Genomic DNA, 24,524 nt, shown 5'->3' on the forward strand with positions numbered 1-24,524 from the left:
GTTGTCGTAGAATCGCATGGCCGCGACGTTCGGTTCGTTTCCGCGGCGGAAGGCCGGTTCGACTATGGCGCGAGTGCGCATGTCCACTGCGGCCGGGGTGTGGCGGGAACGCCTGACACTGCTCGGCATCGTCGCAGGTTGCACTGTGGTGTTGTCCATGAGCGGCGCGCACCTGGGCGCGCAGCGGCTGGCCGCTGCAGGCATCGCTGACCCGGGAACGGCCACCAGTGCAGCTCGGCTGCTCGGGCACTGGGCCGGCACTTTGGCTGCTGTGCTTTGCGTCGGAGCACTTGTCTGGATTGTGACGACCGCGACACCTCGCGACGACGGGCGGATCGACGCGGCATCCTTTCCGGTGCATCTGCTTGTCGAACGCATCGCCATTTTCTGGGCCTGCTGCGCCACCGCGATGATCGTCATCTCGGCGTCCGCCGACGCGGGGATTCCCATCGGCCGGCTTGTCGCCGGGCCCGGGCTCGGAAGCACCATCGCGGCCTCCGAGGTCGCCCGCGGCTGGTGCGTGACAGCGATATGTGCGCTGGTGTTGGCGGTCGGCGTGCGGTTCACCCTCCGCTGGATGGGTCATTGCGTGGCACTGCTGCCTGCGTTGATCGGCGTGATCGCGGTACCGGTGACCGGGAATGCCGGGCAGGGACCGGATCACGACATCGCCACGAGCGCCGTCATCGTGTTCTCGGTGGCGATGGCGGTGTGGGCCGGAACGAAGATCGTCTCCGCGGTACTGCAGGACGTCGTGTTCCGACGCCGGATCCAGGCGTTGCAACTGGCGTGCGGTGCGGTCACGATCGTCTACGGCGCCCTCCTGGCCACGCTGATGTTGGGCGGGTTGCCGATCCTGGGGTCGGCCTACGGGCGGGCCGTGGTGGTCGCCGGGGTGCTGCTGGTACTGGTGTGGGCCGGCGACGGCGTACTTCTGTTGGCTCGGCGCACGCCGTCGCGACTGGTCAACAGTGTGTCCGCGGCGGCCATGATCATCGTCACCGCCGCGGTGGCGCTCGCCGCGAACAGTGTGCCTCCCCGATTCACGGTCCACGAGTTCACCACGTGGGACGTCTTTTTGGGCTATCAGCTCGATGCGCCGCCGAGTCCGGTCAGCCTGATCACCGAGTGGCGGTTCGACCCCCTGATCGGGACCGCAGCCATCGTGCTTGCACTCGGCTACCTCGTCGCGGTGGTTCGGCTGCGGCGACGCGGTGACCAGTGGCCGGTGGGACGCACGATCGCCTGGTCTCTGGGTTGCCTCGCCTTGCTGATCACCACGAGCTCCGGAGTGCGGGCCTACGGATCAGCGATGTTCAGCGTGCACATGGGCGAACACATGGCGCTGAACATGTTCGTCCCGGTACTCCTGGTGCTCGGCGCACCTGTCACGCTCGCGCTGCGGGTGCTGCCCTCCGCGCCGAAAGGTGAAACGCCTGGTCCCCGCGAGTGGCTGGTGTGGTTCGTGCACGCCCCGGTGACGCGATTCCTGTCGCACCCCGTGACGGCGTTCCTCCTGTTCGTCGGATCGCTGTACCTCGTGTACTTCACGCCCCTGTTCGACACCTTGATCCGGTATCACTGGGGCCACGAGTTCATGAGCGTGCATTTCCTGCTGACCGGCTACCTGTATTACTGGGGGATCATCGGCATCGACCCCGGTCCGCGGCGACTCCCCTTCCTGGGGCGGCTCGGGCTCCTGTTCGCGGTGATGCCGTTCCATGCCTTCTTCGGTATCGCCACGATGACGATGACCTCGTCCCTGGGCGATAGCTTCTACAGGTCCGTCAATCTGCCTTGGTTGCAGAGCATTTCGGATGACCAACATATGGGCGGCGCCATCGCTTGGGGTTCGAGTGAGCTGCCGGTCGTCATCGTGGTGATTGCCCTGGTGGCCCAGTGGGCACGTCAGGACCGCCGGGCGGGTGCACGCGAGGACCGCCACAGCGATCGCGGGTACGACGACGAACTCGACGCCTACAACGCCATGCTGAGCGAGCTGGCCCGCAACCGGCGTTGACTCCTAGGTCATTCGGCCGCGTCGGAACCGCACGTGCAGTTGCTCCCGCAGGTGCAGTTTTCACACGTACAGTTCGGGTTGTCGCACTTGGTCGACTCCACGGTTTCATTGCTGGTCATGCATATGAGGTTACGCCCCAGGGGTGCCGATCACGCCACAACGGAACTAATCACGTCGTGCTCCCGACCAATCAGCAGGGCCATCGAGAACCGCAGTGCGCAACTGCCTCTCGTGCCCGCATTGAAGGCGTAGCTCTACGAGCCGTGGGGGGAACCACAACCATGCAGCAGTCGCATCGATTGCCCGCGCCCCGGGTGGAGCTGTGGGAGTGGCAGCGGCTGGGACGGTGTCGAGATTCCGGGCAGGCGATGTTCTTCTTCGGCCCGGACGGGGAAGATCGGCGCACCCGCAACCGACGGGTTCAGCAGGCCAAGCGGGTGTGCGCAGACTGCCCGGTACAGTCGACATGTCGTGACCACGCACTCGTCGCGGCCGAGCAGCACGGTATCTGGGCGGCCTGACCCCAAGCGAACGTGACGCGATTCTCGAGAATTCGCCGCCCCGCCACGCCCCTATAGTCCAGGTCAGGTAGTCAGACACATTGATGAGCGAGGTATCTCGGTGACGACGAGGCAGACCAGCAACACGGTCGAGGCCGAACTACGGGCGATCGAGCGTCGGGTCTTCGAAGACGTCTGGATCAGCGCCACGCGCGCCCGTGCTCTGGCCGCACTCGCCACCGCATTGACGGTGTCCGCCGTGGCACTGCAGGCGACCGGCGCGACACCTGCCGGCGTTACGCGCAACGGGCACTGGATATCCCTGGTGGCGTTCTCCCTGTTCGCCTTCGCGGCATCCGGATCGGCATTCGCTCTGCTGCGCCGCCGTTTTCGATGGTGCTGCATGGCGATGTGCGCGTCGGCTGTCGCCACTGTTGTTGGCGCCGGGGCGTTCTGGTGGCATCACACCACACATACCGCTTCCTGGATTCCGGCGGCACTGGGCACACTCTTCGTTGCGGCACTGACCGCAGCATGGCTTGGTGTGTGCCTGGCCCCGCTGGCCTCGTCTCAGCCGGATATGCGCGCTGCCGGCAACTGAGCGTCACCGAACGTATTCGGTTGCACCGTACCGTAATTGCGCAACCGCAGGCTGTTCGAGACCACCAGGAAAGACGACACCGCCATCGCCGCACCGGCGATCAACGGGTTCAGCAGGCCCGCCGCAGCGATCGGGATGGCCGCGATGTTGTACCCGAAGGCCCAGATCATGTTGACCCGGATGGTCCGCATCGTCGCCCGGGCCAGCCCCAACGCCTGCGGGACCGAATCGAGGTTGTCGCGAACCAGGATGATGTCGGCCGCGCCGATGGCTACGTCGGTCCCCCGACCGATGGCCAGGCCCAGGTCTGCGCAGGCCAACGCGGGGCCGTCGTTGATCCCGTCGCCGACCATGGCCACCACCCGGCCCTGGTCGCGCAGCTTCTCGATCGCGCCGACCTTGTCCTCCGGCAGCACCTCGGCGACGACGTCGTCGATGCCCACGGCCGCGCCGATCGCGGCTGCCGTGGCGGCGTTGTCACCCGTGAGCAGCATGGTCTTCATGCCCTCGGCGTGGAGCTGGGCGATCGCACCGGCCGCCGAATCCTTGACGGCGTCGGCGACACAGATGGCGCCGCGCACGGCATCGCCGCAGGCGACGAATACCACTGTCTGGCCCCGTGACTCGCCGAACTTGCGGGCAGCCGCCAGATCGGCGGGCACCACCCGGTCCCGGGTGACCCAGGCCGGACGCCCGACCGCCACGGCGACCCCGTCCACCGAACCGGTCACACCGTGGCCGGCGAACGCCTGGAAATCCTCCACTGCGGCGATATCCCGACCCGCTCGGGCGGTGACGATCGCATGGGCCACCGGATGCTCGGACGCCGACTCGACCGCTGCCGCATACGCGAGAACTTCGTCCTCGTCCCATCCGTCGCCCTCTGCGACGACGACGGTGATGACCTGAGGCTGCCCGGTGGTCAGGGTGCCGGTCTTGTCGAAGACGACCGTGTCGACGGCGCGGATGGCCTCCAGTGCGCGATGGCCCTTGAGGAAGATGCCGAGTTGAGCGCCCCGCCCCGAGGCCACCATCATCGCCGTCGGGGTCGCCAACCCCAGCGCGCACGGGCAGGCGATCACCAGCACTGCCAGGGCAGCCGATACGGCTCGGTTGACATCTCCATCGATCAGCAGCCAGCAGATCGCGGTGGCCGCCGCGATCACGAGCACGCAGGGCACGAACACCGCGGCGATGCGGTCAGCCAGTCTCTGCGCGTCGGCCTTCTGGGCCTGCGCCTGCTCCACGAGGCGGACCATCCCGGCGAACCGGGTATCGGGCCCCACCGCGGCGGCCTCGACGACCAAGCGACCATCGAGGACGACGGTGCCACCCACCACGCTCGAACCTTCGTGGGTCTGCACCGGTTTCGACTCTCCGGTCATGGCGCTGACGTCGACCGCGGCCGCCCCGCTCACCACGAGACCGTCAGCCGCGATGGCCTCGCCGGGACGCACGACGAACCGCTGGCCCTCTTTGAGCTCGTCCGCGGGCAACACCAGTTCGCCGCCATCGGCAAGCAACACCGTGACCGACTTGGCGCCCAGCGCGGCAAGCGCGCGCAGCGCTCCCCCGGCGCGCGAGCGTGCCCGGGCTTCGAAGTAACGGCCGGCGAGCACGAAAACCGTTACGCCCGCGGCGACCTCGAGGTAGATCGCATCGCTGCCGAGCAGCGCCTGCCAGATCCCCGCAGCGTGGTAGGTCTGATGATCGAAGAAGATCGTGTACATCGACCACACGGTGGCCGCGGTCACGCCGATGGAGATCAAGGTCTCCATGGTCGAGGTTCCGTGCCGGGCGTTGCGCAGCGCAGTGCGGTGGAACGGCCACGCCGCCCACGTCACGATCGGCGCCGCCAACGCGGTGAGCACCCACTGCCATCCGGCGAATCGGGTGTCGGGCACCACGGCAAACATCACCGACAGATCGGCCAGGGGAATGAACAACACTGCGGAAATCGCGAGGCGCCGGAGCAGGCTGTGGGCATGGTCGGCATCGGGGTCGACGTCGGTCGTGGAGCGCTCGGTCCGGGGCGCCGCCTGGTAACCGGCCCGCTCGATGACCGCACAGAGCTGCTCGACACCGATGTCGGGATCGGCTTCCACCGTGGCGACGCGTGTGGCGAAGTTCACTGACGCCCGTACCCCGTCGACCTTGTTGAGTTTGTTCTCCACGCGGGCAGCGCAGGCCCCGCACGACATTCCTGTGACGTCGAGCGCAATGCGCTGAGTCACCTCTTTGTCGGGGACAGTTGCTGTTGTCACCACCACTCCCATTGCTCACTCACCACGTCGGTGGCATACGTCACCGATTACATAGTCGGTCCAGCCCGATGCCGAGTTCCCGGGCGTCATCGAATAATGTCGATGGCTGTGACTACCGAACGCAGCGAGGATCACGTTACGCGGCTGGCCTTCGCCGCCGGCCGCGGTGATTCGGCGGCGCTCGAGCAATTCATCCGGGCCACCCAGACCGATGTCTGGCGAACGGTCGCCTACCTGGGCGATTCCGGGTCTGCCGACGACCTGACCCAAGAGACGTTCATGCGCGCCATCACCGCGCTGCCCCGGTTCAGTGGCCGGTCCTCGGCCCGCACCTGGCTGCTGTCGATCGCTCGGCGAGTTGTGGTCGACCAGATTCGGCACAAGCAGAGCCGGCCGCGGACCCAGCACGGTGTGGACGTCGAGCAGGTTCTCGAGAGCTACCGCCCGGTGGGTGGGTTCGAGAAGATGGTCGAGATTCGCCTCCTGTTGGACGGACTCGATCCCGACCGGCGGCACGCGCTGTTGCTGACCCAGGTCCTCGGCTTGTCCTACGCGGAAGCGGCCGAGGTATGCGGCTGCCCGGTCGGCACCATCCGTTCACGGGTCGCGCGCGCCCGCGAAGACCTCATCGCGGCGGCCGAACGCGACGATCTGACCGGCTAGCGTTGCCGGCGGTGCTGTCGCCATCCCATAACGACGTCCACGGCCACGAACACCACCAGGCTGACCCCCAGCAACGGGATGAACCAGCCCACGGCGGTGGCCACCAGGACCACCGCGACCGCCGCGCCGGGCGGTAGGCCGGTGAGGACACCGCGACGGGGTGCACTACCCACCAGGGCACGGCTCGCCGTGGGGCGACGGTGCCACCACAGCAGGTAGCCGCGCACGATCACGGTGACCAACGCGACCGCAAGGCCCAACAACACGAGCTGGTTGGCGACCCCGAACAGCAGTCCCATGTGCAGTTGGATGCCCCATGCGGAAAGCTTTGCCGCCAAGGGCCAGTCGGCGAACCACGCGATGTCGGTCACCTTCGCGGAGGTTCCGTCCACAGCCACCGCGTTGTTCGACATCACCCAGGGCTGCCGGGTCTGCGCCACGGTGAACGCGGTGTGCGAGTTCGCGGGAATCCCGACCTCGACCCTGCCGCCGACCCCGGCATCGCGCGCTGCCTTCAGCACCCCGTCGATGTCGCCCACCAGCGACGCGTTGGCCACGTGTGCGGCGGAGGGGGCCGCAACACCGTGATGCCCCTCGTGACCGGACATGAGGCCGGGCATATCTTCCGCTGCGCCGTCGAGCGCCGTCGAAACGGTCGGCGTCGTCCACGACAGCGCGGCACGGACAGCGGTGATGTTGTCGCCGGCGAACCGCGACCAGGTGAGCCCTGTCGCCGACAGGAACAGCAATCCGACGGCGATCCAGATCCCCACCGCCCCATGCCAGTTCAATGCGCGCGCTCGACCCCGGAGGGCGCGGTCGAGCGTCAACAACCGGGGCTCTGCACCGCCGCGCCGCGACACACGACGGTATCTGCCCCACCACAGGAACACCCCGGCCAGCGCGATCAGCCACAGCCACGACGCCGCAAGTTCGCTGTACATGCGGCCCGGCTCGCCCAGATGCAGGCTGCGGTGCATCTGATCGATCCAGGTCCGCAGTGGCAGTGCGCCACTGCTGCCGTACACCGTGAGCTCCCCGTGCGAGGCGCCCGTCACCGGGTCGATGAACACAGCATTACGTTCGGACTCACCCAATGACGGATCGTCGAACATGACGCGCGTGGTCTCACCCGGCCCGGTGGCCGGGCGAACCGCGGCGACCGCCAGATCGCGTCGCACGGTTTGGGCCGCGCGGATCTGTTCGGCAACCGGCAGCAGGTCACCGCTGCTGTGGGATTGAAGTTGATCCCGATAGACGAACTGCTCGATGGTGGGTGCGATCGCGTACAGGCCGCCGCTGATCGCGGCGATCAGCAGGAAGGGCCCGACGAAGATCCCGGCATAGAAGTGCAGACGCAGCAGGAACGCGCGGTAATGCGCTGTCCCCGCCGGTGGCGAGATCGACGATTCCGGAGGCGTGGTTTCATCTGTGGCTGTCGACGGGTTCTCGCCCATGGCTCCTCAGCGGTCGAACGGTTCCTCGATAAGAGTGGTCGTTCGCGCCGCGCCGACAGTTCCCGACAAATATTCAGCCACCCATGTGCCCGATGGTCACCCACCGGATGGCCCTCGCCACCAAGGAGGGTTTCGAGGACGGCCCCTCGGGCGCGGTTTCGGGGGCGTCGAGGGCGGTGCGCTCTTCGGCGTGGTAGCCGGCCTGCTCAACGGCATCGCAGAGGTCGGCCACACTGATGTCGGGGCCGGCATCGATGGTCGCGATCTTGGTGGAGATGGCGACCGAGGCCTGCACCCCGTCGATCTTGTTCAGCGCGTTCTCGACCCGGCGCGAACACGCTCCGCAGGACATTCCTGTCACGTCGAGTCGGATCCGTCGGGTACCTGATGTCTCGTGTGCGACCACGTCTGTCACTGCCATCCCTCACTGTCTAACGGCGTCTGATTGATGAGTCGTTGCACAGGCGGGTTGAGTTCCCGAGCCTTGGGTGAGCAGTGCCCGCACCGAGGTCGGCTCCGCCACGAACTCGCCGACGAATCGCACGTCCAGCGGTAAGGCGGGGTACCCAGCCAGGTACTCCGCGTAGGTGCGTCCGTCGAGCTGCAGGCCCAACCCGATCCACGCGTCGATCACCGACCAACGCCGCGGATTGGCTCTTGCCCAATCACTTTCGTCCAACCGGCGCTTCCACTCGTGGCTGCCGACCTCTTCGAAGGCAATCGTGCCGAGCAACTGCCGGTATGCCACCGTCTGCCCGCGCATCACCTCGATCCCGGAACCCAGCTCGTCCGGTCCACCGAACTCGGGCAATCGGCGAAGAATGCTCTCCGCCGCCGCGCGGCCGGTCGTCACTTCCTCGATCAACTCCACCGCCGGGTAGGCCTGTAGCGCACGGCAGGCATCGGCAACGGCCACCAGGATGTCGGCGGACCCGCGCAGTTGTTCGGTTGTTCCCAGGACCCGGGGCAGGCGCACGATGGTGAAGTCGAGGTCTCGACCGGCCCCGGCCACTGCCAGTTCTGCGAGTGCCTTCGAGGCTGCGTAGGGGTACGGAGCCTGACACGGGTCAACGACGTGTGGCGAGGAAACATCCGCATTGACGACATAGGACGAAAGGTGCACCAGCCGGGCACCGGTCGCCGCACACGAATCGGCCATGGTCTTCACCAATTCCACATTGGCCGAACGGAGTTCGCGGTAAGGAACCACCACGTTGGTGTTCCCGATGCAGTTGACGACAGTCTGGGCACCGGTCTCGCGGATCAGCGCCTCCAACTCGACCGGACCGAAACCGGCGACGAGGGTCTCGATGCGGACGCCTGGCGTGCCGCGAAGCTCCGTCCAGACCCGGTTGTCGGGGAGGTCCGATCGGGTGGCCAGCACCAGGTCGGGGCGCAGCACATCCGAGCGGGTCAGCTCCAGAATCGCCTCGGCGAATCCGGTCCCCAGCACTCCGGAGGAACCGAGCACCAGCACGGGCTCTGCACCGTGGGCGGACGGTCCCCGTCGTCTCGGCGCTGTCGGGGCGTCCCGCGTCGAAAGTCCCGTGAAGTCACGCTCGATCTCCATCGCGGCGTCGGTATCCATCCAGCTGCCGGTGAACGACATGTCGTCCACCAGGTTCGCCGCGGTGTCGGCACTGATGAGGTCCAGGATCGACACCTGTCGATCGAGATACCTCCGGGTAGCGGGCAGGATTCGCACGAGGTCCAATGACCCGATGCCTTCGTGCAAGAGCGACGCATGCGGTGTGATCGACCTCTCGAGGCAGACGCTCCAGAGTGCGGCGAGACCGTCGGGCCGCTCTCCTGCTTCGGCGGTGTGGGTTCCTGATCCAGACGCGGCAGGTCCCGGCAGCCTCGCCGTGTCGACCTTCCCACCGGGCTTACGCGGAATGCTCGCGACGCTGGAAACAGAGAACGACGGCACCCGCGAGTCCACCAGGATGTTCCTGATACGTGCTGCCGCAGCAGGGTCTTCATCACCGTCGCGGGTTCGCTGGGTTTCGAACCACACCCCCAGACCGCCGTTGTGAAGCTCGACCGCAACGTCGACCACGGTCGGGTCGGTCCCGATACGTCGGGTGATCTCGGCGGTGTCGACGCGCTTGCCCGCGATCTTGACGATCGCGTCCTTACGTCCCGCGAACATCGGGTATCCGTCACCGTCGATCGTCACCCGGTCGGCAGTCGAAAAGGCTCGCTGTCGCCGGCCGTCGGGCGTCACGACCCAGCCGAAACTGGCGCTGTCCACGCCGAGGTAGCCGCAGGCCACCATCTCCCCCATCACCACGACTTCGCCGAACGCGACCACCACCGCGTTCGGAACGAGTGGTCGACCCAGTCGAAGGCGCCCGCCGTACTCGATCACCTGGCCACCGTCGATGATCGGCAAGTAGGTCACCACGACGGTGGTCTCTGTCGGGCCATAGCTCGACACCAGCGAAATATCCTCGGTGCCCACGGTGTCGATCCACTTGTCGACAACGGTCGGGCGGACCGGCTCGCCACCGATCACAATCTGTCGGAGTCGAGAGCGGCCGACTCCGGAGATCGCGTCGAGATCCTCACCCCAGAGCTGCCACAGCGCGGTGGGCAGATCGACGATGGTGGCTCCACTTTCCACCAGATCATGGGTAAGGGCCTGCAGATCAGTGTCTTTCACTGCGGCTGAACGGACGATCCCTGCCCCGGCCAGTGCGGCACCGAACACTTCTTCGACGCTGATATCCGATGTCAGCGGCGCACATTGGAGGATCGTGTCATCCGGTCCCCAGCCATATGCCCGGGTCGCGCCGACGCAGAACGTCGCGAGTGCACCGTGGCTGACGTGCACGAGTTTGGGTTCCCCGGTCGACCCCGACGTGGGCATGACGTAGGCGGTCCTGATGGCCAGGCACGGGTCCGTCGCCGTCTGCTCGACACGGGCCTCCACCAGGCGGCGAAGGTCCCCGTCGAGATGCGGCAGGATGGTCGCCGACGCGACATCGACGATGTGCGCCGAGATCCCGTTGCCGGATTGGTTGATTCGTTCGGCCCGCGATTTCAGCTGATCATCGCGGTCGCAGACGCTGTACCCGCAGCCCGCGAAGTGACACCCGATCAAGAGGCCGATTGTCTTGTCGGTGCCGTCATCGGCGAACACCACCACATCGCCCGGCGCCGCACCGATTTCGAGCAGCGAGGCGATCGAGGAATCGACGTGGGCGTGGCGACGACGACATTCAGCGATGGTCTCGGGACAGTTGAGAAACCACGCGGGCGCCGGCGATGCCGCAGGCTCAGATTCTTCCGAATCCGGACACAACGACCCGTCCGTGGCGACCGGTCGCCAGGCGCCGACCGTCATCGCGATCGGGGAATCCCACATCGCCGGCATCGATTTCAGGGCGGCCGCGATCCGGGTCGCCACGTTCGAGACAGTCTCCCGGGGCAGATCGGGCCGATTCCACATGTTGAGGGTCAATGTGTGGTGGTGCTCGTCGAGCACGGCCGCCACCGTGATGCCCTCGACCGGTCCGATATCCGACGTCACCGGTGCGTCCGACAAGAACGGCGCCAGCTCAGGCGCACAGGGCTCACGCAGAAAATTGAGCGTCAACGTCTCCACGGAGGTGGTCCGATTGATCGCCAGATACATTCGGCGGTACTGCTCTTCGCGCAGCCAACGGCGCCTGCCGGCCTTGACATAGCCCCGGTCCACCACGCGCACCAGGTCAGCCACCGAGGCGTACGGAGAAAATCGGACCGGCTGCGCCAACGAGTTGACCAAGCACGTCGCGACATCGAGGTCAGGATCACCGAAGCGGTTGTCGACCGCATGTACCAGCAGGCTCTCGGTGGTGTGACGAAGGCTCGCGTCCACCGCCGTTGCCGCCGCCGCGACGAGGATGTTGAGCGGGATGTTCTCCCGGGCGGCCAGATCAACGATCTGGTCGTAGTCTTCGCCGCGGACCACCACAGTTTCGACGAGAACCCCTCTGGCCGCGGTGGCGGGGCCGCCAGCGGCCGCAGGTCCGTGACCCCCCTCCTCGGCAGCCGCGGCGAGCTCCCGCTGCACAACGGTGGTGAGCCCGGTGAGAGATTTGTCGATCCGGGTCGCCTCTCGGCGGTGAGCGGTGGCGACACCGGTCAGACCGGCACGAACGCAGGTGGTGTCACCAGGGTCGGCGCCGGAAAGGAAGCGCCCCAGGTCGGCTTCGATGATGCCGATCGCTCCCCCGTCGAGCAGAATGTGATGCGCGTGGGCAGCAAGGCCGACAACGAGGCCACTGCTGTCGAGATGCACGGTATAGCGCACCAATGGCGTTGCGAAGATACCCGATTCCCACTCGTGCGACAGCGCGGCGTAGGCGTCACTACCGGACACCTGCACGATATCGTCGGCGGCCAGCCGCGGCACGAGCTCGGGATAACCGCCGGGATCGGACGGCGCCGACAGCACACACAGCTGAACCGGGTTGGCGCAGATGGTCTTCCGTAGAGCGGCCAGGAACTCCGGCTGCGGCGTCGGACGCAACCGGTAGTGCCTTCCGATCAGGTACAGGTGCGGATCATCATCCTGCAGCAGCCCGTTGAAGATGTTCTGCTGTGATCGACTCAGCGGAATGCGTTGCAAATGAGAATCTTCAGGCAGGTTCACCCAGCTTCTCCAACTCCTGGACCCATCCCGCGAGCGACAGGTTGTCCGCCAGCCGCCGCGGAACATCCGATTCCCGATCGATGCCGAGCTGCTTCATCAACAGCACGAAGCGAACGGAGTCCAGCCCGAGATCTCGTAGGTCGGTGGCGTCACCGTCGATGAGATCTGACTCGTCGACGTAGAGCACCTCAGCGAGTGCAGCGAGGATTCTGCTTCTCGACGTCTCACCCACCGGTTACCAGGCCCAAGGCCGCCCGCATGATCTTGCCGGACTGGGTGCGGGGAATCTCCTGCACGAACCTGATTGTCGACGGCCTGGCCATCGGCTCAGATTCCTCTCGGAAGCGGGCCGCAATGGCGTGCTTGAGCTTCCTGGCCCCGGAATCGTCCATGCCCATCGACGTGACCACGGCCAAACCCACCAGCGCGCCGAACTCCTCGTCGGGGATCTCGAAGCAGGCTGCCTCCTCGACGCCCGCTACCCGCTCGGCGATTCGATCGACCTCATCGGGCGCGATGTTGACACCTCCGGAGATGATCATCTCCGATGACCGCCCCCTGATGTAGAAGAAGCCGTCGTCGTGACGATCGAGAAGGTCTCCCGTGTTCACCCACCCGTCGACCAGAGCTTCGGCGGTGCGATCGGCGTCTTCCCAATACCCCAACATGTTCGCCGGGGACTTGATCCACAGCGTGCCCGAAGACGCCGAACCGGAGGAGGACCTGGTGGGTGGACCGCCGCCGTCACCGTCCAGATGGACCTCCACGCCGGGATACGGCCGCCCGACCGCCCCGGCTTCGATCCTGGCGACCGACCCTTCCTCGGTGGGAAGACACAATGCGGTGCAGCCGGTTTCGCTGAGCCCGTAGACCTGAGCGGTATGAACCCCGGCAGCTTCGACAAAGCTGACATCGGAGGCAACCGCGCGGGATCCGCCGTAACCCACCATGCGCAGTGCTGGCGGGACCGGTTTTCCGGCGGCCCGCAGTTCGGCAACGAGGCGGGTCAGGAGCGTGGGCACCAGGCACGTCGTCGCGACGTCGTTCGCGGTGAGGATCTCGGCGATCGACGCGGAAGTCTCACCGCCGGTGATGCAGAGGCCGCCCTGCATCAGGCAATTGAGGATCCACCAGAGACCGCCGATGTGCGTCGCTGGCAACGGTGAGTAGGTCGTTTCGCCGACGACCCAGTGAACCCAGGTCAACTCCGCTCGCTGCAGGATGTCGGCGATGGAGTAGAAAGTCCGGTTGGGCAACAGCACGGCTTTCGGCGCGCCGGTCGTGCCACTGGTGAAGATCATCGCCAGCGGGTGATCTGCTCCATCGACGAGATCGCGGGGCGATGGGTCTGACACCGGTTGGTCAGCGCGGTCGGCCGCGCCTGCGGCGATGTTGACATCGAAGGCAGGGATTGCCTGGAGCGAACTCGAGAGGTCGGACGTTTGCAGCCGGCAGCCCGGTGCGGTCAAAATCGCAGCGGGGTTGGTGATTTCGCCGAAACGGTCAACGGTTGCCGGAGGCAGTCCGCCGTCCACCATGACCGCGATGGCGCCCACTGCAGCACAGGCCAGCACCGACAGGTAGGTCTCGGGTCCATTGTCCGAGACGACGAACACACGGTGTCCCCGAGCGACCGATCGGGAGGCGAGATCGGCTGCCATCCTGTCCACTTCGGCCATCAGGTCCCGGTACCGAATCGAGCTGGATCCGTCGCAGCGACGGAGGGCGATCGCCTCGGGACGTTGTCGCGCCCGCTCGGCGATGCGTTCCAGCACCGTGGATGGTGGGGGTGTCATAGCCATCTTGCTCTCGTAGAAGGTCAGGGGATGTTGAGTGCGGCCAGTTCGACTTCGCCGGATGCGGCGCCCCCGTCCTCATCCCAGAATTCGACCGTGCACGGAATCTTGAGATAGCGGATCGTCCGGTCGACCACCTCGAAGTCCTTGCACAGCAACCGCGCCGAGAACTTCTGGGACTTGATCGGACGCTTGAACCGTGATTTGGTCGTCTTGATCAACATGCTGGGGAGTTGATAGTTGAAGTAGTCCTCGATCGACCAACCCCGGAATTCGGGTATCACCTCGTTGAGGATGGCCGGCGCAAATGCGCTGTACGCGAGTTGGTTGAAGCACAGGACCCATTCGGCGGCGTTGAAGTGACCGGTGTCCCGGATGTATGCGGGCTCTTTGATGCTGAAGTTCCCCACGGCGGATACCGAGGTCTCGGTGGCCTCGTATTCCGCATCGAGAAGGTACCGACACCCTTTGTAGGAATAGGGTTCCAACACCTTGACCAGCAGATCCTCGGGGATCGGCGCCATGTGGGTGATGTCGTACCCACTCGTGACCACGGACAGTGTTTCGGCGGTGCTCATTCTCATACCCCATATCCCGGTGTTGTGAGGCCGTCCAGCATGGTCAGCCGATGTGTCGTCAGAGTTCCTGGCGTCGTTCCGTGTTTCGCCCGGTGCATCAGAACCCGGTTGTCCCACAACACGACATCGCCCACTTCGTAGTGCTGGGCATGGATGAACGGCGAGGTGAAATCCGGATCGAGCTGCCCGGTGGCGGTCATGAGATCCTGCAGCACAGTGGGATCCAGAACACTTCCGTTCTCGTCCTCGATCTTCGTGGTGCCGGATGCGCAGATGTACAGGATCTCCTGCCCGGTCTTCGGGTGTCTGATCACCGTCGGCCAGGCGATCGGAGGCGTGGTCCTGGAGATCTCATCCCATACCTCGCCGATCGGCTTGTACACGTCATGCGGGCGAATCTTGATGTGCCGCCGCGGATCATGCGTGGCGAAGGTGCCACGGACGGGGTCGCGCACGGCATCGGGCAGGGATTCCCACACCTTGTTCAGATCGATGAAGTAGGTCCCTCGGTCAGTCCCCGGCACGGCGAGAGGTACCACCATCGAGAACGCGAACGGCTCGGGCATGAACATGTAGTCGATGTGCCAGAACGCACCGGTCCTCGGGACGCCGAGCCCCTCCTCGGTGGAGGAAACGAAGATCTCCGGGTGGTCTTTGTGGTGATAGATCGGCTCGTAGTACGTGACGACGTCGCCGACGATGCGGCCCAACCGGAGGAATTCCTCGGGCGTCGGATGAACGTCTTTCAGAATCACCAGCTTGTTCTGATAGACGATCTCCCTGATCTCGTCCCTGGTGATGCCGTCGAGATTTTTGGGGTCGATTCCCGTGACGTGCGCCCCGAGCCCCTCCCCCAACACATTCAGCGTCAACTCTTCTCCTCGTTCGGCACAGTTGTGCGACTACCGGATTGGTCGAATCAAACTCGTTGAAAGTTCCGGCTATTCGGGATTTTTCTGTGAACTACCTGTCCAGGTGGCCGGCAGCATCGGGACGGATTCTCCGGAGCTTTCAGACCGAACCATTCCCGCCGCGGTTGCATTCGCGGCGACCGCAGCGGCGCCGGAGAACCCGAGAGTGGTCACCCCCTGGGCACTGGAGAGCGGTGACGCGGGTCGGCCGCTATCAGGGACCTCCGCTGCCTCGGTGTCCTCCAGAAATTCGTGGCGGTAGCTCCGGGCGCGGTCTCGGTCGCGACCAGACTGCTTTCGACGAGTACGCGCGATGACCGCTGCCCTGGCCGCCGCGACGGTGGCCAAGGTATCCGCCATTTCTCCAGGGGATTTCGCACCGGCCCTCGGACCTGCCGCCACTGCCGGCGGATCCAGACCCGGTACGGCGTAGCCAGCGAGGGACGGGCCTGCCGGTCCGCCCGCGGCACCAGGACTGCTCGGGGCGGGTACACCTGACCCCGTAGTGGGCTGCGGAAGTGCTGTTGGCCCCGTGGACAGGGGCAGCGGCATTCGGACATCGACCGACCCGCCGGCGCGATGGCCGGCGTCGACATCGGCGGGTCCTGGCATCGAGCCAGGTACCGGAACCCGGTTCTGCAGCAGCGTCAGTGCGCTCAACGCGCTGAGGGCACTGAGCGCCGGCGCGAAGAACGGCAAGAGCAGTAGCGAGTACGAGGCGTAGTACGGGTACCAGAGCATGTCGTAGAGCACCAACGCGATGGCGGCGAGGATGGCGGTCTCGGCCGGGTTGAAACCCAGTTGCGCGAAGAACTGTTGGAACGTTTCAAGGAGCTGTTGGGGATTGCCGGCTCCCGAGATGAGGTCCGAGATCAGCTTCCAGATGTCGTTCAGCGGCAGGTCGCCTGAGGTTGTGCTCGACGTGTTCTGCTGCTCGCTCGGCGCTTCTCCCCCCGGCGCCAGGATCGACGGAGCCGGCCGGGTCTGCGGAACCACCGAGTACGCGCTCGCGGCCGCCGCTTCGTAGGTGGCCATCGATTCGGCCGCCTGAAACCACATCCGCACGTAATCGGCCTCGTTGAGTGCGATCGGAATGGTGTTGATACCGAAGAAGTTGGTGGCCAGCAGCACGCCGTGGGTGACATGGTTCACCGCGAGTTCCGCCAGGGTCGGCATGGTTGCCAGCGCGCTGCTGTACGCCGCAGCGACCGCCTCATGCTGCGCGGCGGTGACGGCACTGTCGGCTGAAGCCTGCTCCAGCCACGCCAGGTAAGGGCCGTGGGCAGCCACATACTGTGCGGCGCTGGGCCCTTCCCAACTGCTGGTCTGCACGTCGGCCAGGATCTGCGTGAGTTCCACCGCCGCTGCGCTGTATTGCGCACTCAAGCCCTGCCACTGGGCAGCTGCCGCAACCAGGGATCCTGGACCGGGTCCGGCGGTCAACAAAGCCGAATGCACCTCAGGAGGCACCGCAAACCAGAGCGGTGCGGTCACGTCATCACCTCCTCGCATGAGCGTTGATTGCGACCACACAGCCCGGTACGCGTTGCCTCGTAATTCAGCTAGTCGGGCCCGTGCGCCAGAAAGTTCCCGAGAAGTCGGTATTGACCGGTCAACCGGGGCAATGACTCTCGATGGTGTGACACGTGTGCCGCTGCTTGTGCGTTCACGGGTACGGTCGGCCCATGCCAGTCATCGATGCTCGTCACCTGACCGCGATCTCAGAGACCGCGCTCCTGACCCTGCACCAGAGAGCAGCCGAGGCGGCGCGTCCCGACGGCATCATCGAGGACCCGCTGGCGATCGCGCTGCGCGATAGCCTCGGGTACGACTACCAGCATTTCGGCCGTACGCACCAGGCCACCGCCCTGCGGGCCGTCGCGTTCGACAACGCCACCCGCCGTTATCTGCAGATGCAGCCGCGGGCCACCGTGGTTGCCCTGGCCGAGGGCCTGCAGACCAGCTTCTGGCGCCTCGACAATGGCGAGATGAATTGGCTCTCTGTCGATCTGGAGCCGATTGTGCGGCTGCGTCAGCAATTGCTTCCGCCCTCGGACCGACTCCGCAACCTGGCACAGTCCGCGTTCGACTACTCCTGGATGGACCAGGTTGACCCCGCCAACGGTGTGCTGATCACCGCCGAGGGCTTATTCCAATACCTGGAGCGCGACGCGGTGTTGAATCTCATCGCGGCATGTGCCGCCAGATTCCCCGGAGGACAGCTGATCTTCGACAGCGTCCCTCGATTTCTGAGCTGGTACTCGCAGCGACGCGGCATCAAACTCAGCAAGGAGTACACCGCGCCGCCGATGCCGTTCTCGTTGACCGCCGACCGGTATGACGAGCTGCGTGCCATCCGCGGCGTTCGTGCCGTACACGAACTCGAGATGCCGGCGGGACGCGGCAAGGTCCTGTCGCGCGCCGCGGCACTCGTCTACCGAACCCGCTCGCTCCGGCGCTTCCGAGCGCCTACCAACGTCATCGAGTTCGGTTGATACATCGCAGTAGTGGGCCTACGCGACGCCGATCAGCGCGGCGCGGGCCAACACCTCTTCGGCCTTCTTCACATGAGCGGCGTCGACGAGAACACCCTCGACTCCGACCGCTCCACGACCCGCCGCCTCGGCCTCCCGGTACGCCGCGACGTTGCGGTGCGCCAATGCGACCTCCTCGGCCGACGGGGCGAACACCTCATTGGCGATCGGCACCTGGCTGGGGTGGATGGCCCATTTTCCGGTGTAGCCGTATAGCGACGATCGACGCGCCTCGGCCTCGTAGCCGGCAACGTCGGCGTAGTCGGGGTACGGAGAGTCGATGGCGTCGATTCCGGCGATTCGCGCCGCGACCATGATCTTGTTGCGCGCATACGCCCAGAAGTCACCGGGGTACTCACCCATCGGCACGAAATTGGTGTCCACCCGTGCACCCTGGGACAGCGAGAAGTCGCCGACGCCGAAGATCACCGCGTCCAGTCGCGGGCTCGCCCGTACGATCTCCTCGGCGTTGGCCAGTCCTTCGACCTCCTCGATCAGTACCTCAAGCCGAATCTTCTTCTCCAAGGCCAGCTTTTCTTCCAGCTGGGTCAGCAGCAGGTCGACCCACCAGACGTCCTTGGCGGTGCGGGCCTTGGGAATGACGATGGTGTCGAGTTGGGCACCGGCATGAGTGACGACCTCGATGATGTCGTCGTGGCACCACGGGGTGTCGAGACCGTTGATCCGGATCGCGCGTGCGGTCCGGCCCCAGTCGAGCTCGGTCAGCGCCCGGATGGCCTTGGCCCGCGACTCCACCTTGAGCCCCACCGGAGTCGCGTCCTCCAGATCAAGGAACACCAAGTCGGCACCGCAGGTGACTCCCTTGATGAACATGTGGTCATTGCAGGCAGGCAGGGCGAGCTCAGAACGGCGAACCAGATTGGTCATGAGATGTGAATTCCTTTGCATAACTGAGTGTCAGAGCACACCAACGGTGTGCAAGTGATCGATTTCTTCAGCTGTCAGACCCAACAGCTCGTGGTAGACCTCGGCGTTGTGTTCACCGAGTCGGGGGCCCAGCGAGTCCACCCTCCCGGCGTTCCCCGAGAATCTCGGGACCGGCGCCTGCACCGTCATGGCGCCGAGTTCGTCGTCGGCGACCGATACGAACACTCCACGATGCTGCAGTTGCTCGTCAGCCACCAGATCGGCGATCTCGTACACTGGCGCGGCGGCCACTTCGGCAGCGTCGAACACCGCCATTGCCTCCGACAAGGTATGCGCGGCAACCCATTCCGCGACAACCGAGTCAACTTCGGCGGCGCGCGCCAACCGACGCTGAGGATCCGAGAAATCGTCGTCGGACACCAGGTCATCGCGTCCGATGGCGCGGAATACCCTCAATGCCAGGCTCGGCGAACTTCCGGACATGGCCAGCCAACGCCCATCGGACGTGCGATAGGTGTTGCGGGGCGCTGATATGTCCCAGCGATTGCCTGCGCGGCGCGGAACGATACCGAGCTGGTCATACCCCAACAGGTTCTGCTCCAGCAGTCGAGCCAGCGGGTCGACGAGATTGATGTCGATCAATTGACCACCGGCGCCGTGCACGTCGCGGTGATAGAGCGCCATCATCACGGCATAGGCGGCGTTCAGCGACGCCACCCCGTCGGCGAGCATGAATGGGGGCAGAGTCGGCGGACCTTCGGCTTCGCCTGTCACATGGGCGAATCCGCTCATCGCCTCGCCCAGTGTGCCGAACCCGGGGCGCTCGCTCTTGGGCCCGGACAGTCCGTACCCGGTGATGTGCAGCATCACGACACGATTGTTGACCAACCGCAACGACTCGTAATCCAGACCCCATTTGGCCAGTGTCTGCGGCCGGGTGTTGACGATCACGACGTCCGACTTCTCGACCAGGCGCCGCACCAGATCCTGGCCTTCGGTCACCCGCAGATTGGCGGTCACCGATTTCTTGTTGCGGGACACTGACTTCCACATCAACCCGACACCGTCACGTTGGTTGCCCCAGGTGCGGATGGGGTCACCCTGCCCGGGCTGTTCAACCTTGATGACATCAGCTCCGAACTCGCCCAGATACGTCGCGGCCAGGGGGGCCGCCGCGAGCGTGGCGAGGTCGAGCACCCGAATCCCGCTGAGCATGCCGCCCATCTACGACGCGGACCTGGTGAGTGCGCCGGCGGGCCGATCCAGACCCAGGTGGTCACGCAGAGTGGACCCGCTGTATTGGGTGCGGAACAATCCCCGATGCTGCAGCTCTGGCACCACCATCCGGACGAAGTCCTCGTAGGATCCCGGGGAATGCGTTGCGGCCATGACGAATCCGTCGCAGGCGCCGCTGGTGAACCACTCCTCCATCTGGTCCGCCACCTGCGTTCCGGTGCCGACGAAGCGTGGGCCTTGCAGCAGGGTGGCACGATGTCCCGCCAGGTCGCGCACCGTCACCTTGTCCCCGCCGATATGTGCGCGCAGGTTCTGCACCAGGCCCCGGATGCCCGAGACCGAGGCGATCAGCTCATCGGTCACCGGGTCGTCGAGATCGTGCTGGGCGAAGTCGTAGTTCATCAACTCCGACAGCAGGGTCAGCGACGCCATCGGATCCACCAGGTCGTTGAGGAACATGTCCTCACGTTCCTTGGCGTGGGATTCGGACTCGCCTACCACCGCGTACGCCATCGGACAGATCCGCACCGATGAGGGATCCCGCCCGGTCGCGGCGATTCGCGCTTTCTGATCGCCGTAATGCTCGCGTGCCACATCGATGCCAGGATCGCCGGTGAAGATGAGATCTGCCCAGCGTGAGGCGAATTCACGCCCCCGGCCCGACGAACCGGCCTGGAGAATGACCGGACGCCCCTGCGGCGTGCGCGGCACGGTCAGCGGGCCACGCGAGGAGAAGTAACGGCCGACGTGGCCGAGTTCGTGCACCTTGCCCGGATCGGCGTAGTAGCCAGATGCCCGATCGTGCTGGATCGCGCCGTCCTCCCAGGTGTCCCAGAGTCCCGCGACCACGTCGAGGAACTCGTCGGCGCGGTCGTAGCGCTCGTCGTGACCGAGGTGGGATTCCAGACCGAAGTTCTGCGCCTCGCTGTCGTTGACCGAGGTGACGACGTTCCACGCCGCTCGCCCGCGGGACAGATGGTCCAGCGTCGCGAAGGTGCGGGCGACGTGGAATGGGGCGTAATAGGTAGTCGAGTAGGTGGCACCGAGTCCGATGTGGGACGTCGTCTGCGCGAGCACTCCGAGGATGACACTCAGATCCAGCTTGACCGGCCGTGCCCCATAGCGGACCGCCTCGTCCACCGAGCCGCCGTAGATCCCGGGCATCGCCAGGCGGTCGTCGAAGAACATCAGGTCGAAGCAACCTTCTTCGAGCTGCCGGCCGACCTTCGCGTAATACGACGCGTCGAGATAGCCGTGCTCGGTCGCTGGGTGACGCCACGAACCCGCGTATACCGAGGTGCTTCCTGCCTGCATGAATGCCACGAGCGCCATCTGATCTGTCCGCATGTTCGGAATCTAACATCTGATATATCAGATATCAAGGATGATGTTTGACGGATCGGTACGCTGCACGGATGACCCCGCTTGACATCTCAGGCACCGTTCGCGAGCGCGCGGCTCGCGAACTGCGCGACCGGATCATCACCGGCGTGCTCGCGCCCGGGTCACGCATCGACCTCGATGCCATCACCGAAGAGTTCGCGACCAGCCGCACCCCGGTACGGGAGGCGCTGCTGGAACTGTCCTTCGAAGGGCTGGTGCGGGTGGCTCCCCGCAGCGGGATCACCGTCATCGGCGTCAAGTCCGAAGACGTGACCGACAGCTTCACCATCCTCGGTGTCCTCACCGGGCAGGCCGCCGCCTGGGCGGCCGAACGAATCACACCTGACGAACTCGCCCGGCTACGCGAACTGGCCGCCGACGTTGCCCGGCGGTCGGGCGAGGACAGCATCGGCGAGGCAAACTGGCTGTTCCACCAGGAGATTCACCGCGCCGCCCACTCCCCTCGCTTGCTGACCCAGATCCGACAGGCCGCACGGGTGGTGCCGTCGAACTTCCTGACGGTGTTTCCCGAGCATGAGAAACACTCGCTCGACGAGCACGAGCAGCTGCTGGACGCCCTGGAGGCCAAGGACGCCGAGGCCGCCCGCACCATCGCCGAGCGCCACGTTCTGGAGGCCGGGCGCTCGTTGGCGGCCTGGCTCAACGCTCAGACCGCCACGAGCTGACCCCGACACCGGGCTACCCCGCGCGCACCTTCGCGGTAGCGGTGACCAGATGCTTGAGCGACTCGGTCACCTCATCAGTGGTCCGGGTCTTCAAACCGCAGTCGGGATTGACCCAGAGCCGCTCGGCCGGAACGGCTTTGAGCGCCTCCCGCAATGATGTGACGATCTCGTCGACCCCGGGCACCCGGGGCGAGTGGATGTCGTACACACCCGGGCCGACGCTGTTGGAGAAGCCGATGCCGTTGAGGTCATCGAGCACCTCCATATGCGATCGGGCCGCCTCGATCGACGTCACATCGGCATCCAGGTCGGCGATGGCCCCAATCACCTCACCGAACTCCGAATAGCACAGGTGGGTGTGGATCTGCGTGGAGTCGGCAACCCCGGAGGTGGACAGCCGGAACGCGTCGACCGCCCAACTCAGATAGGCCTCCTTGTCCTTGGTGCGTAGCGGCAGCAGTTCGCGTAGCGCGGGCTCGTCGACCTGGATGATCGCGATACCTGCCGACTGCAGGTCCACCGTCTCGTCCCGGATTGCCAGGGCGACCTGAAAAGCGGTGTCGGCCAACGGCTGGTCATCGCGGACGAAAGACCAAGCCAAGATGGTCACCGGCCCGGTGAGCATGCCCTTGACCGGCTTGTCGGTGAGCGACTGCGCGTACGTAGCCCAGTCAACCGTCATCGGCTGCTGACGAGTGACGTCACCGAACAACACCGGCGGACGCACACAACGGCTGCCATACGACTGGACCCACCCGTTCTTGGTGGCGAAGAAGCCGTCGAGCTGCTCGGCGAAATACTGCACCATGTCGTTGCGTTCGGGTTCACCGTGCACGAGCACGTCCAACCCAAGCTGCTCCTGCAGCCGGATCACCGATTCAATCTCCGCCTGCATCCGGTTGCGGTACTCGGCCTCGTCGATCTCGCCGGCCACCAGCGCCGCCCGCGCCTTGCGGATGTCAACGGTCTGCGGGAACGAGCCGATTGTGGTGGTCGGCAGCGACGGCAGGCTGAGCCGCTCATCCTGCGCCCTGCGACGTTCGGTGGCGGCACCGCGGCTGATGCCGCCCGCCAGGACGGACTCCAGCCGAGCCCGCACGCTGTCGTTGTGAAGCCGGGGATCGCCGGCTCTCGACGCGGCCGCCGCGTTGGACGACTCGATCTCGGCGGCCACCTTCTCTTCGCCGTCGCGCAGCGCTACCGCCAGAGTCGCCACCTCGAAGACCTTCTCGGCGCCGAACGCCAACCAGCTGCGCAGCGCGCCATCGAGACCGTCTTCCGGGTCGAGCGTGTACGGCACATGCAGAGTCGAGCATGACGTCGAAACTGCAACTGCATTGGCATTTCCGGGGAGTGCCGTCAGGGTGTGCAGCGCGCTTTCAAGATTGGTACGCCAGATGTTGCGCCCGTCGACCACGCCCGCCACCAGCAGCTTGCCCGCAAGCTCGGGAACCGCTGACAGCGCCGAGGCAGATCCGGCCACCAAATCGATGCCAATCGCTTCGACCGGCGTCCGCGCCAGAGCGGGCAATGCGTCGGTGAGTGCACCGAAGTAGGTCGCGACGAAGATCGCCGGCCGCTTCGCCAGCTCAGCCAGCCGGGTGTATGTGCGCTCAGCCAGCTCGGCAGCATTGTCGAGGATGTCGGTCACCAGGACGGGTTCGTCGATCTGTACCCACGTGACGCCCTTGTCCGCGAGCACCGCGAGCAGTTCGGCGTACACACCGACGAGCTCGTCCAGCCTGGCCGTGGGAGCGTCGGCGCCCTCGACCGCCTTGGACAGGGCCAGGAACGTGATCGGGCCGACCACCACCGGGCGAGCCGGAACACCTTGGGCTGCCGCCTCTTCCAGCTCACCGAGTATCTTCGCCGGGTTGAGCGCGAAGGTGGTGCCCGGCCCGATCTCGGGCACGATGTAGTGGTAGTTGGTGTCGAACCACTTGGTCATCTCCAGCGGCGCGATGTCGTCGTTCCCGCGAGCCGCGGCGAAGTAGCGGTCGAGGTCATCGGCGATGCCGTCGACCCGGGACGGCAGGGCACCGACCAGGACCGCTGTGTCGAGCACCTGGTCGTAATAGGAGAAATCGTTGACCGGGACCGAATCCAGCCCGGCCGCGACCAGCGCCTTCCAGGTGTCGCGGCGCAAAGTAGCGGCGACGGACTCCAGTTCGGCGCGATCGATCCGCCCGGCCCAGTACTTCTCGACGGCACGCTTGAGTTCACGATTGGGCCCGATTCGGGGTGACCCCAGAATGGTGGCGGAAAACGGTGTTGCGGTTGTGCTCATGACGAGGTCCTTCAACGTACGAAGAGGATGGCCACCGCTAGGAGACACCGAGCCGAACGCAGCCACCCGCCACGAGTG

General features: G+C 65.6%; 19 protein-coding genes. 6 read left to right on the plus strand and 13 right to left on the minus strand.

Annotated elements, in window-relative coordinates:
- The first annotated feature begins 79 nt into the window (after positions 1 to 79).
- The 3 genes from AC4ELS_RS29920 (at position 80) to AC4ELS_RS29930 (ending at position 3,121) form a co-directional block, all read left to right on the plus strand.
- Positions 80 to 2,020, plus strand: a complete 1,941-nt coding sequence (locus AC4ELS_RS29920; RefSeq protein WP_499050579.1) for a cytochrome c oxidase assembly protein — start codon at positions 80 to 82, stop codon at positions 2,018 to 2,020.
- A gap of 281 nt (positions 2,021 to 2,301) precedes the next feature.
- Complete coding sequence (locus AC4ELS_RS29925; RefSeq protein WP_499050582.1) at positions 2,302 to 2,541, plus strand: WhiB family transcriptional regulator; 240 nt, start codon at positions 2,302 to 2,304, stop codon at positions 2,539 to 2,541.
- A 100-nt stretch (positions 2,542 to 2,641) separates the two neighbouring features.
- Entirely contained in the window at positions 2,642 to 3,121 is a 480-nt protein-coding gene (locus tag AC4ELS_RS29930; RefSeq protein WP_064957447.1) for a hypothetical protein, read from the plus strand.
- Here the strand turns inward: AC4ELS_RS29930 and AC4ELS_RS29935 are convergent.
- Positions 3,091 to 5,397, minus strand: coding sequence for a heavy metal translocating P-type ATPase (locus AC4ELS_RS29935; RefSeq protein WP_499050586.1), 2,307 nt, complete (start codon positions 5,395 to 5,397; stop codon positions 3,091 to 3,093). The two genes, AC4ELS_RS29930 and AC4ELS_RS29935, sit on opposite strands and share 31 nt — an antisense overlap.
- A gap of 84 nt (positions 5,398 to 5,481) precedes the next feature.
- Here AC4ELS_RS29935 and sigC point away from each other — a divergent pair, with 84 nt between their 5' ends.
- The gene (gene sigC / locus AC4ELS_RS29940; RefSeq protein WP_082449030.1) at positions 5,482 to 6,048 is read left to right on the plus strand and encodes an RNA polymerase sigma factor SigC; all 567 of its coding nucleotides are present in this window, start codon (positions 5,482 to 5,484) and stop codon (positions 6,046 to 6,048) included.
- Here the strand turns inward: sigC and AC4ELS_RS29945 are convergent.
- The 8 genes from AC4ELS_RS29945 to AC4ELS_RS29980 form a co-directional block, all read right to left on the minus strand.
- Entirely contained in the window at positions 6,045 to 7,505 is a 1,461-nt protein-coding gene (locus AC4ELS_RS29945) for a PepSY-associated TM helix domain-containing protein (RefSeq protein WP_498887866.1), read from the minus strand. The genes sigC and AC4ELS_RS29945 overlap by 4 nt on opposite strands.
- Positions 7,506 to 7,578: 73 nt before the next feature.
- Complete coding sequence (locus AC4ELS_RS29950; RefSeq protein WP_498887868.1) at positions 7,579 to 7,926, minus strand: heavy-metal-associated domain-containing protein; 348 nt, start codon at positions 7,924 to 7,926, stop codon at positions 7,579 to 7,581.
- 3 nt (positions 7,927 to 7,929) lie between these two features.
- Complete coding sequence (locus AC4ELS_RS29955) at positions 7,930 to 12,147, minus strand: AMP-binding protein (protein ID WP_499050589.1); 4,218 nt, start codon at positions 12,145 to 12,147, stop codon at positions 7,930 to 7,932.
- Entirely contained in the window at positions 12,134 to 12,379 is a 246-nt protein-coding gene (gene mmaB / locus AC4ELS_RS29960) for an acyl carrier protein MmaB (RefSeq protein ID WP_064886008.1), read from the minus strand. Before mmaB ends, AC4ELS_RS29955 begins: the two co-directional genes overlap by 14 nt.
- Positions 12,372 to 13,943: a fatty acid--CoA ligase FadD10 gene (gene fadD10 / locus AC4ELS_RS29965; RefSeq protein ID WP_499050833.1), complete on the minus strand. Its 1,572-nt coding sequence runs from the start codon at positions 13,941 to 13,943 to the stop codon at positions 12,372 to 12,374. The genes mmaB and fadD10 overlap by 8 nt, the downstream gene beginning before the upstream one ends.
- 23 nt (positions 13,944 to 13,966) lie before the next feature.
- A complete protein-coding gene (locus AC4ELS_RS29970) occupies positions 13,967 to 14,521 on the minus strand; it encodes an FcoT family thioesterase (RefSeq protein ID WP_064886005.1) in 555 nt (184 codons plus the stop codon).
- Between the two features lie 2 nt (positions 14,522 to 14,523).
- Positions 14,524 to 15,393: a (3R)-3-[(carboxymethyl)amino]fatty acid oxygenase/decarboxylase gene (scoE, locus tag AC4ELS_RS29975; protein ID WP_064886003.1), complete on the minus strand. Its 870-nt coding sequence runs from the start codon at positions 15,391 to 15,393 to the stop codon at positions 14,524 to 14,526.
- A gap of 69 nt (positions 15,394 to 15,462) precedes the next feature.
- A complete protein-coding gene (locus AC4ELS_RS29980; protein WP_448448252.1) occupies positions 15,463 to 16,926 on the minus strand; it encodes a PPE family protein in 1,464 nt (487 codons plus the stop codon).
- Positions 16,927 to 17,117: 191 nt separating this feature from the next.
- On the opposite strand from AC4ELS_RS29980, the gene AC4ELS_RS29985 reads away from it, so the two are divergent.
- The gene (locus AC4ELS_RS29985; protein ID WP_499050592.1) at positions 17,118 to 17,927 is read left to right on the plus strand and encodes a class I SAM-dependent methyltransferase; all 810 of its coding nucleotides are present in this window, start codon (positions 17,118 to 17,120) and stop codon (positions 17,925 to 17,927) included.
- 18 nt (positions 17,928 to 17,945) lie between these two features.
- Here the strand turns inward: AC4ELS_RS29985 and AC4ELS_RS29990 are convergent, their stop codons facing one another.
- Genes AC4ELS_RS29990 through AC4ELS_RS30000 form a run of 3 tightly spaced genes read right to left on the minus strand, consistent with a single transcriptional unit; the run spans position 17,946 to position 21,437 of the window.
- On the minus strand, positions 17,946 to 18,854 hold the full coding sequence (locus tag AC4ELS_RS29990; protein ID WP_064885996.1) for an HpcH/HpaI aldolase/citrate lyase family protein: 909 nt from the start codon (positions 18,852 to 18,854) through the stop codon (positions 17,946 to 17,948).
- Positions 18,855 to 18,884: 30 nt separating this feature from the next.
- Positions 18,885 to 20,069, minus strand: coding sequence for a CaiB/BaiF CoA transferase family protein (locus AC4ELS_RS29995; RefSeq protein ID WP_064886039.1), 1,185 nt, complete (start codon positions 20,067 to 20,069; stop codon positions 18,885 to 18,887).
- 9 nt (positions 20,070 to 20,078) lie between these two features.
- Positions 20,079 to 21,437 carry an LLM class flavin-dependent oxidoreductase gene (locus AC4ELS_RS30000; protein ID WP_448448251.1) on the minus strand — a complete coding sequence of 453 codons (1,359 nt, stop codon included), beginning with the start codon at positions 21,435 to 21,437 and terminating at the stop codon, positions 20,079 to 20,081.
- A 68-nt stretch (positions 21,438 to 21,505) separates the two neighbouring features.
- Between AC4ELS_RS30000 and AC4ELS_RS30005 the strand changes: the two genes are divergently transcribed.
- Positions 21,506 to 22,159: a GntR family transcriptional regulator gene (locus AC4ELS_RS30005; RefSeq protein WP_064885992.1), complete on the plus strand. Its 654-nt coding sequence runs from the start codon at positions 21,506 to 21,508 to the stop codon at positions 22,157 to 22,159.
- Between the two features lie 13 nt (positions 22,160 to 22,172).
- On the opposite strand, the gene metE is transcribed toward AC4ELS_RS30005, so the two are convergent.
- Complete coding sequence (gene metE / locus AC4ELS_RS30010; RefSeq protein ID WP_499050595.1) at positions 22,173 to 24,446, minus strand: 5-methyltetrahydropteroyltriglutamate--homocysteine S-methyltransferase; 2,274 nt, start codon at positions 24,444 to 24,446, stop codon at positions 22,173 to 22,175.
- Positions 24,447 to 24,524: the final 78 nt, after the last annotated feature.

The organism is Mycobacterium shunyiense, from assembly GCF_058270035.1.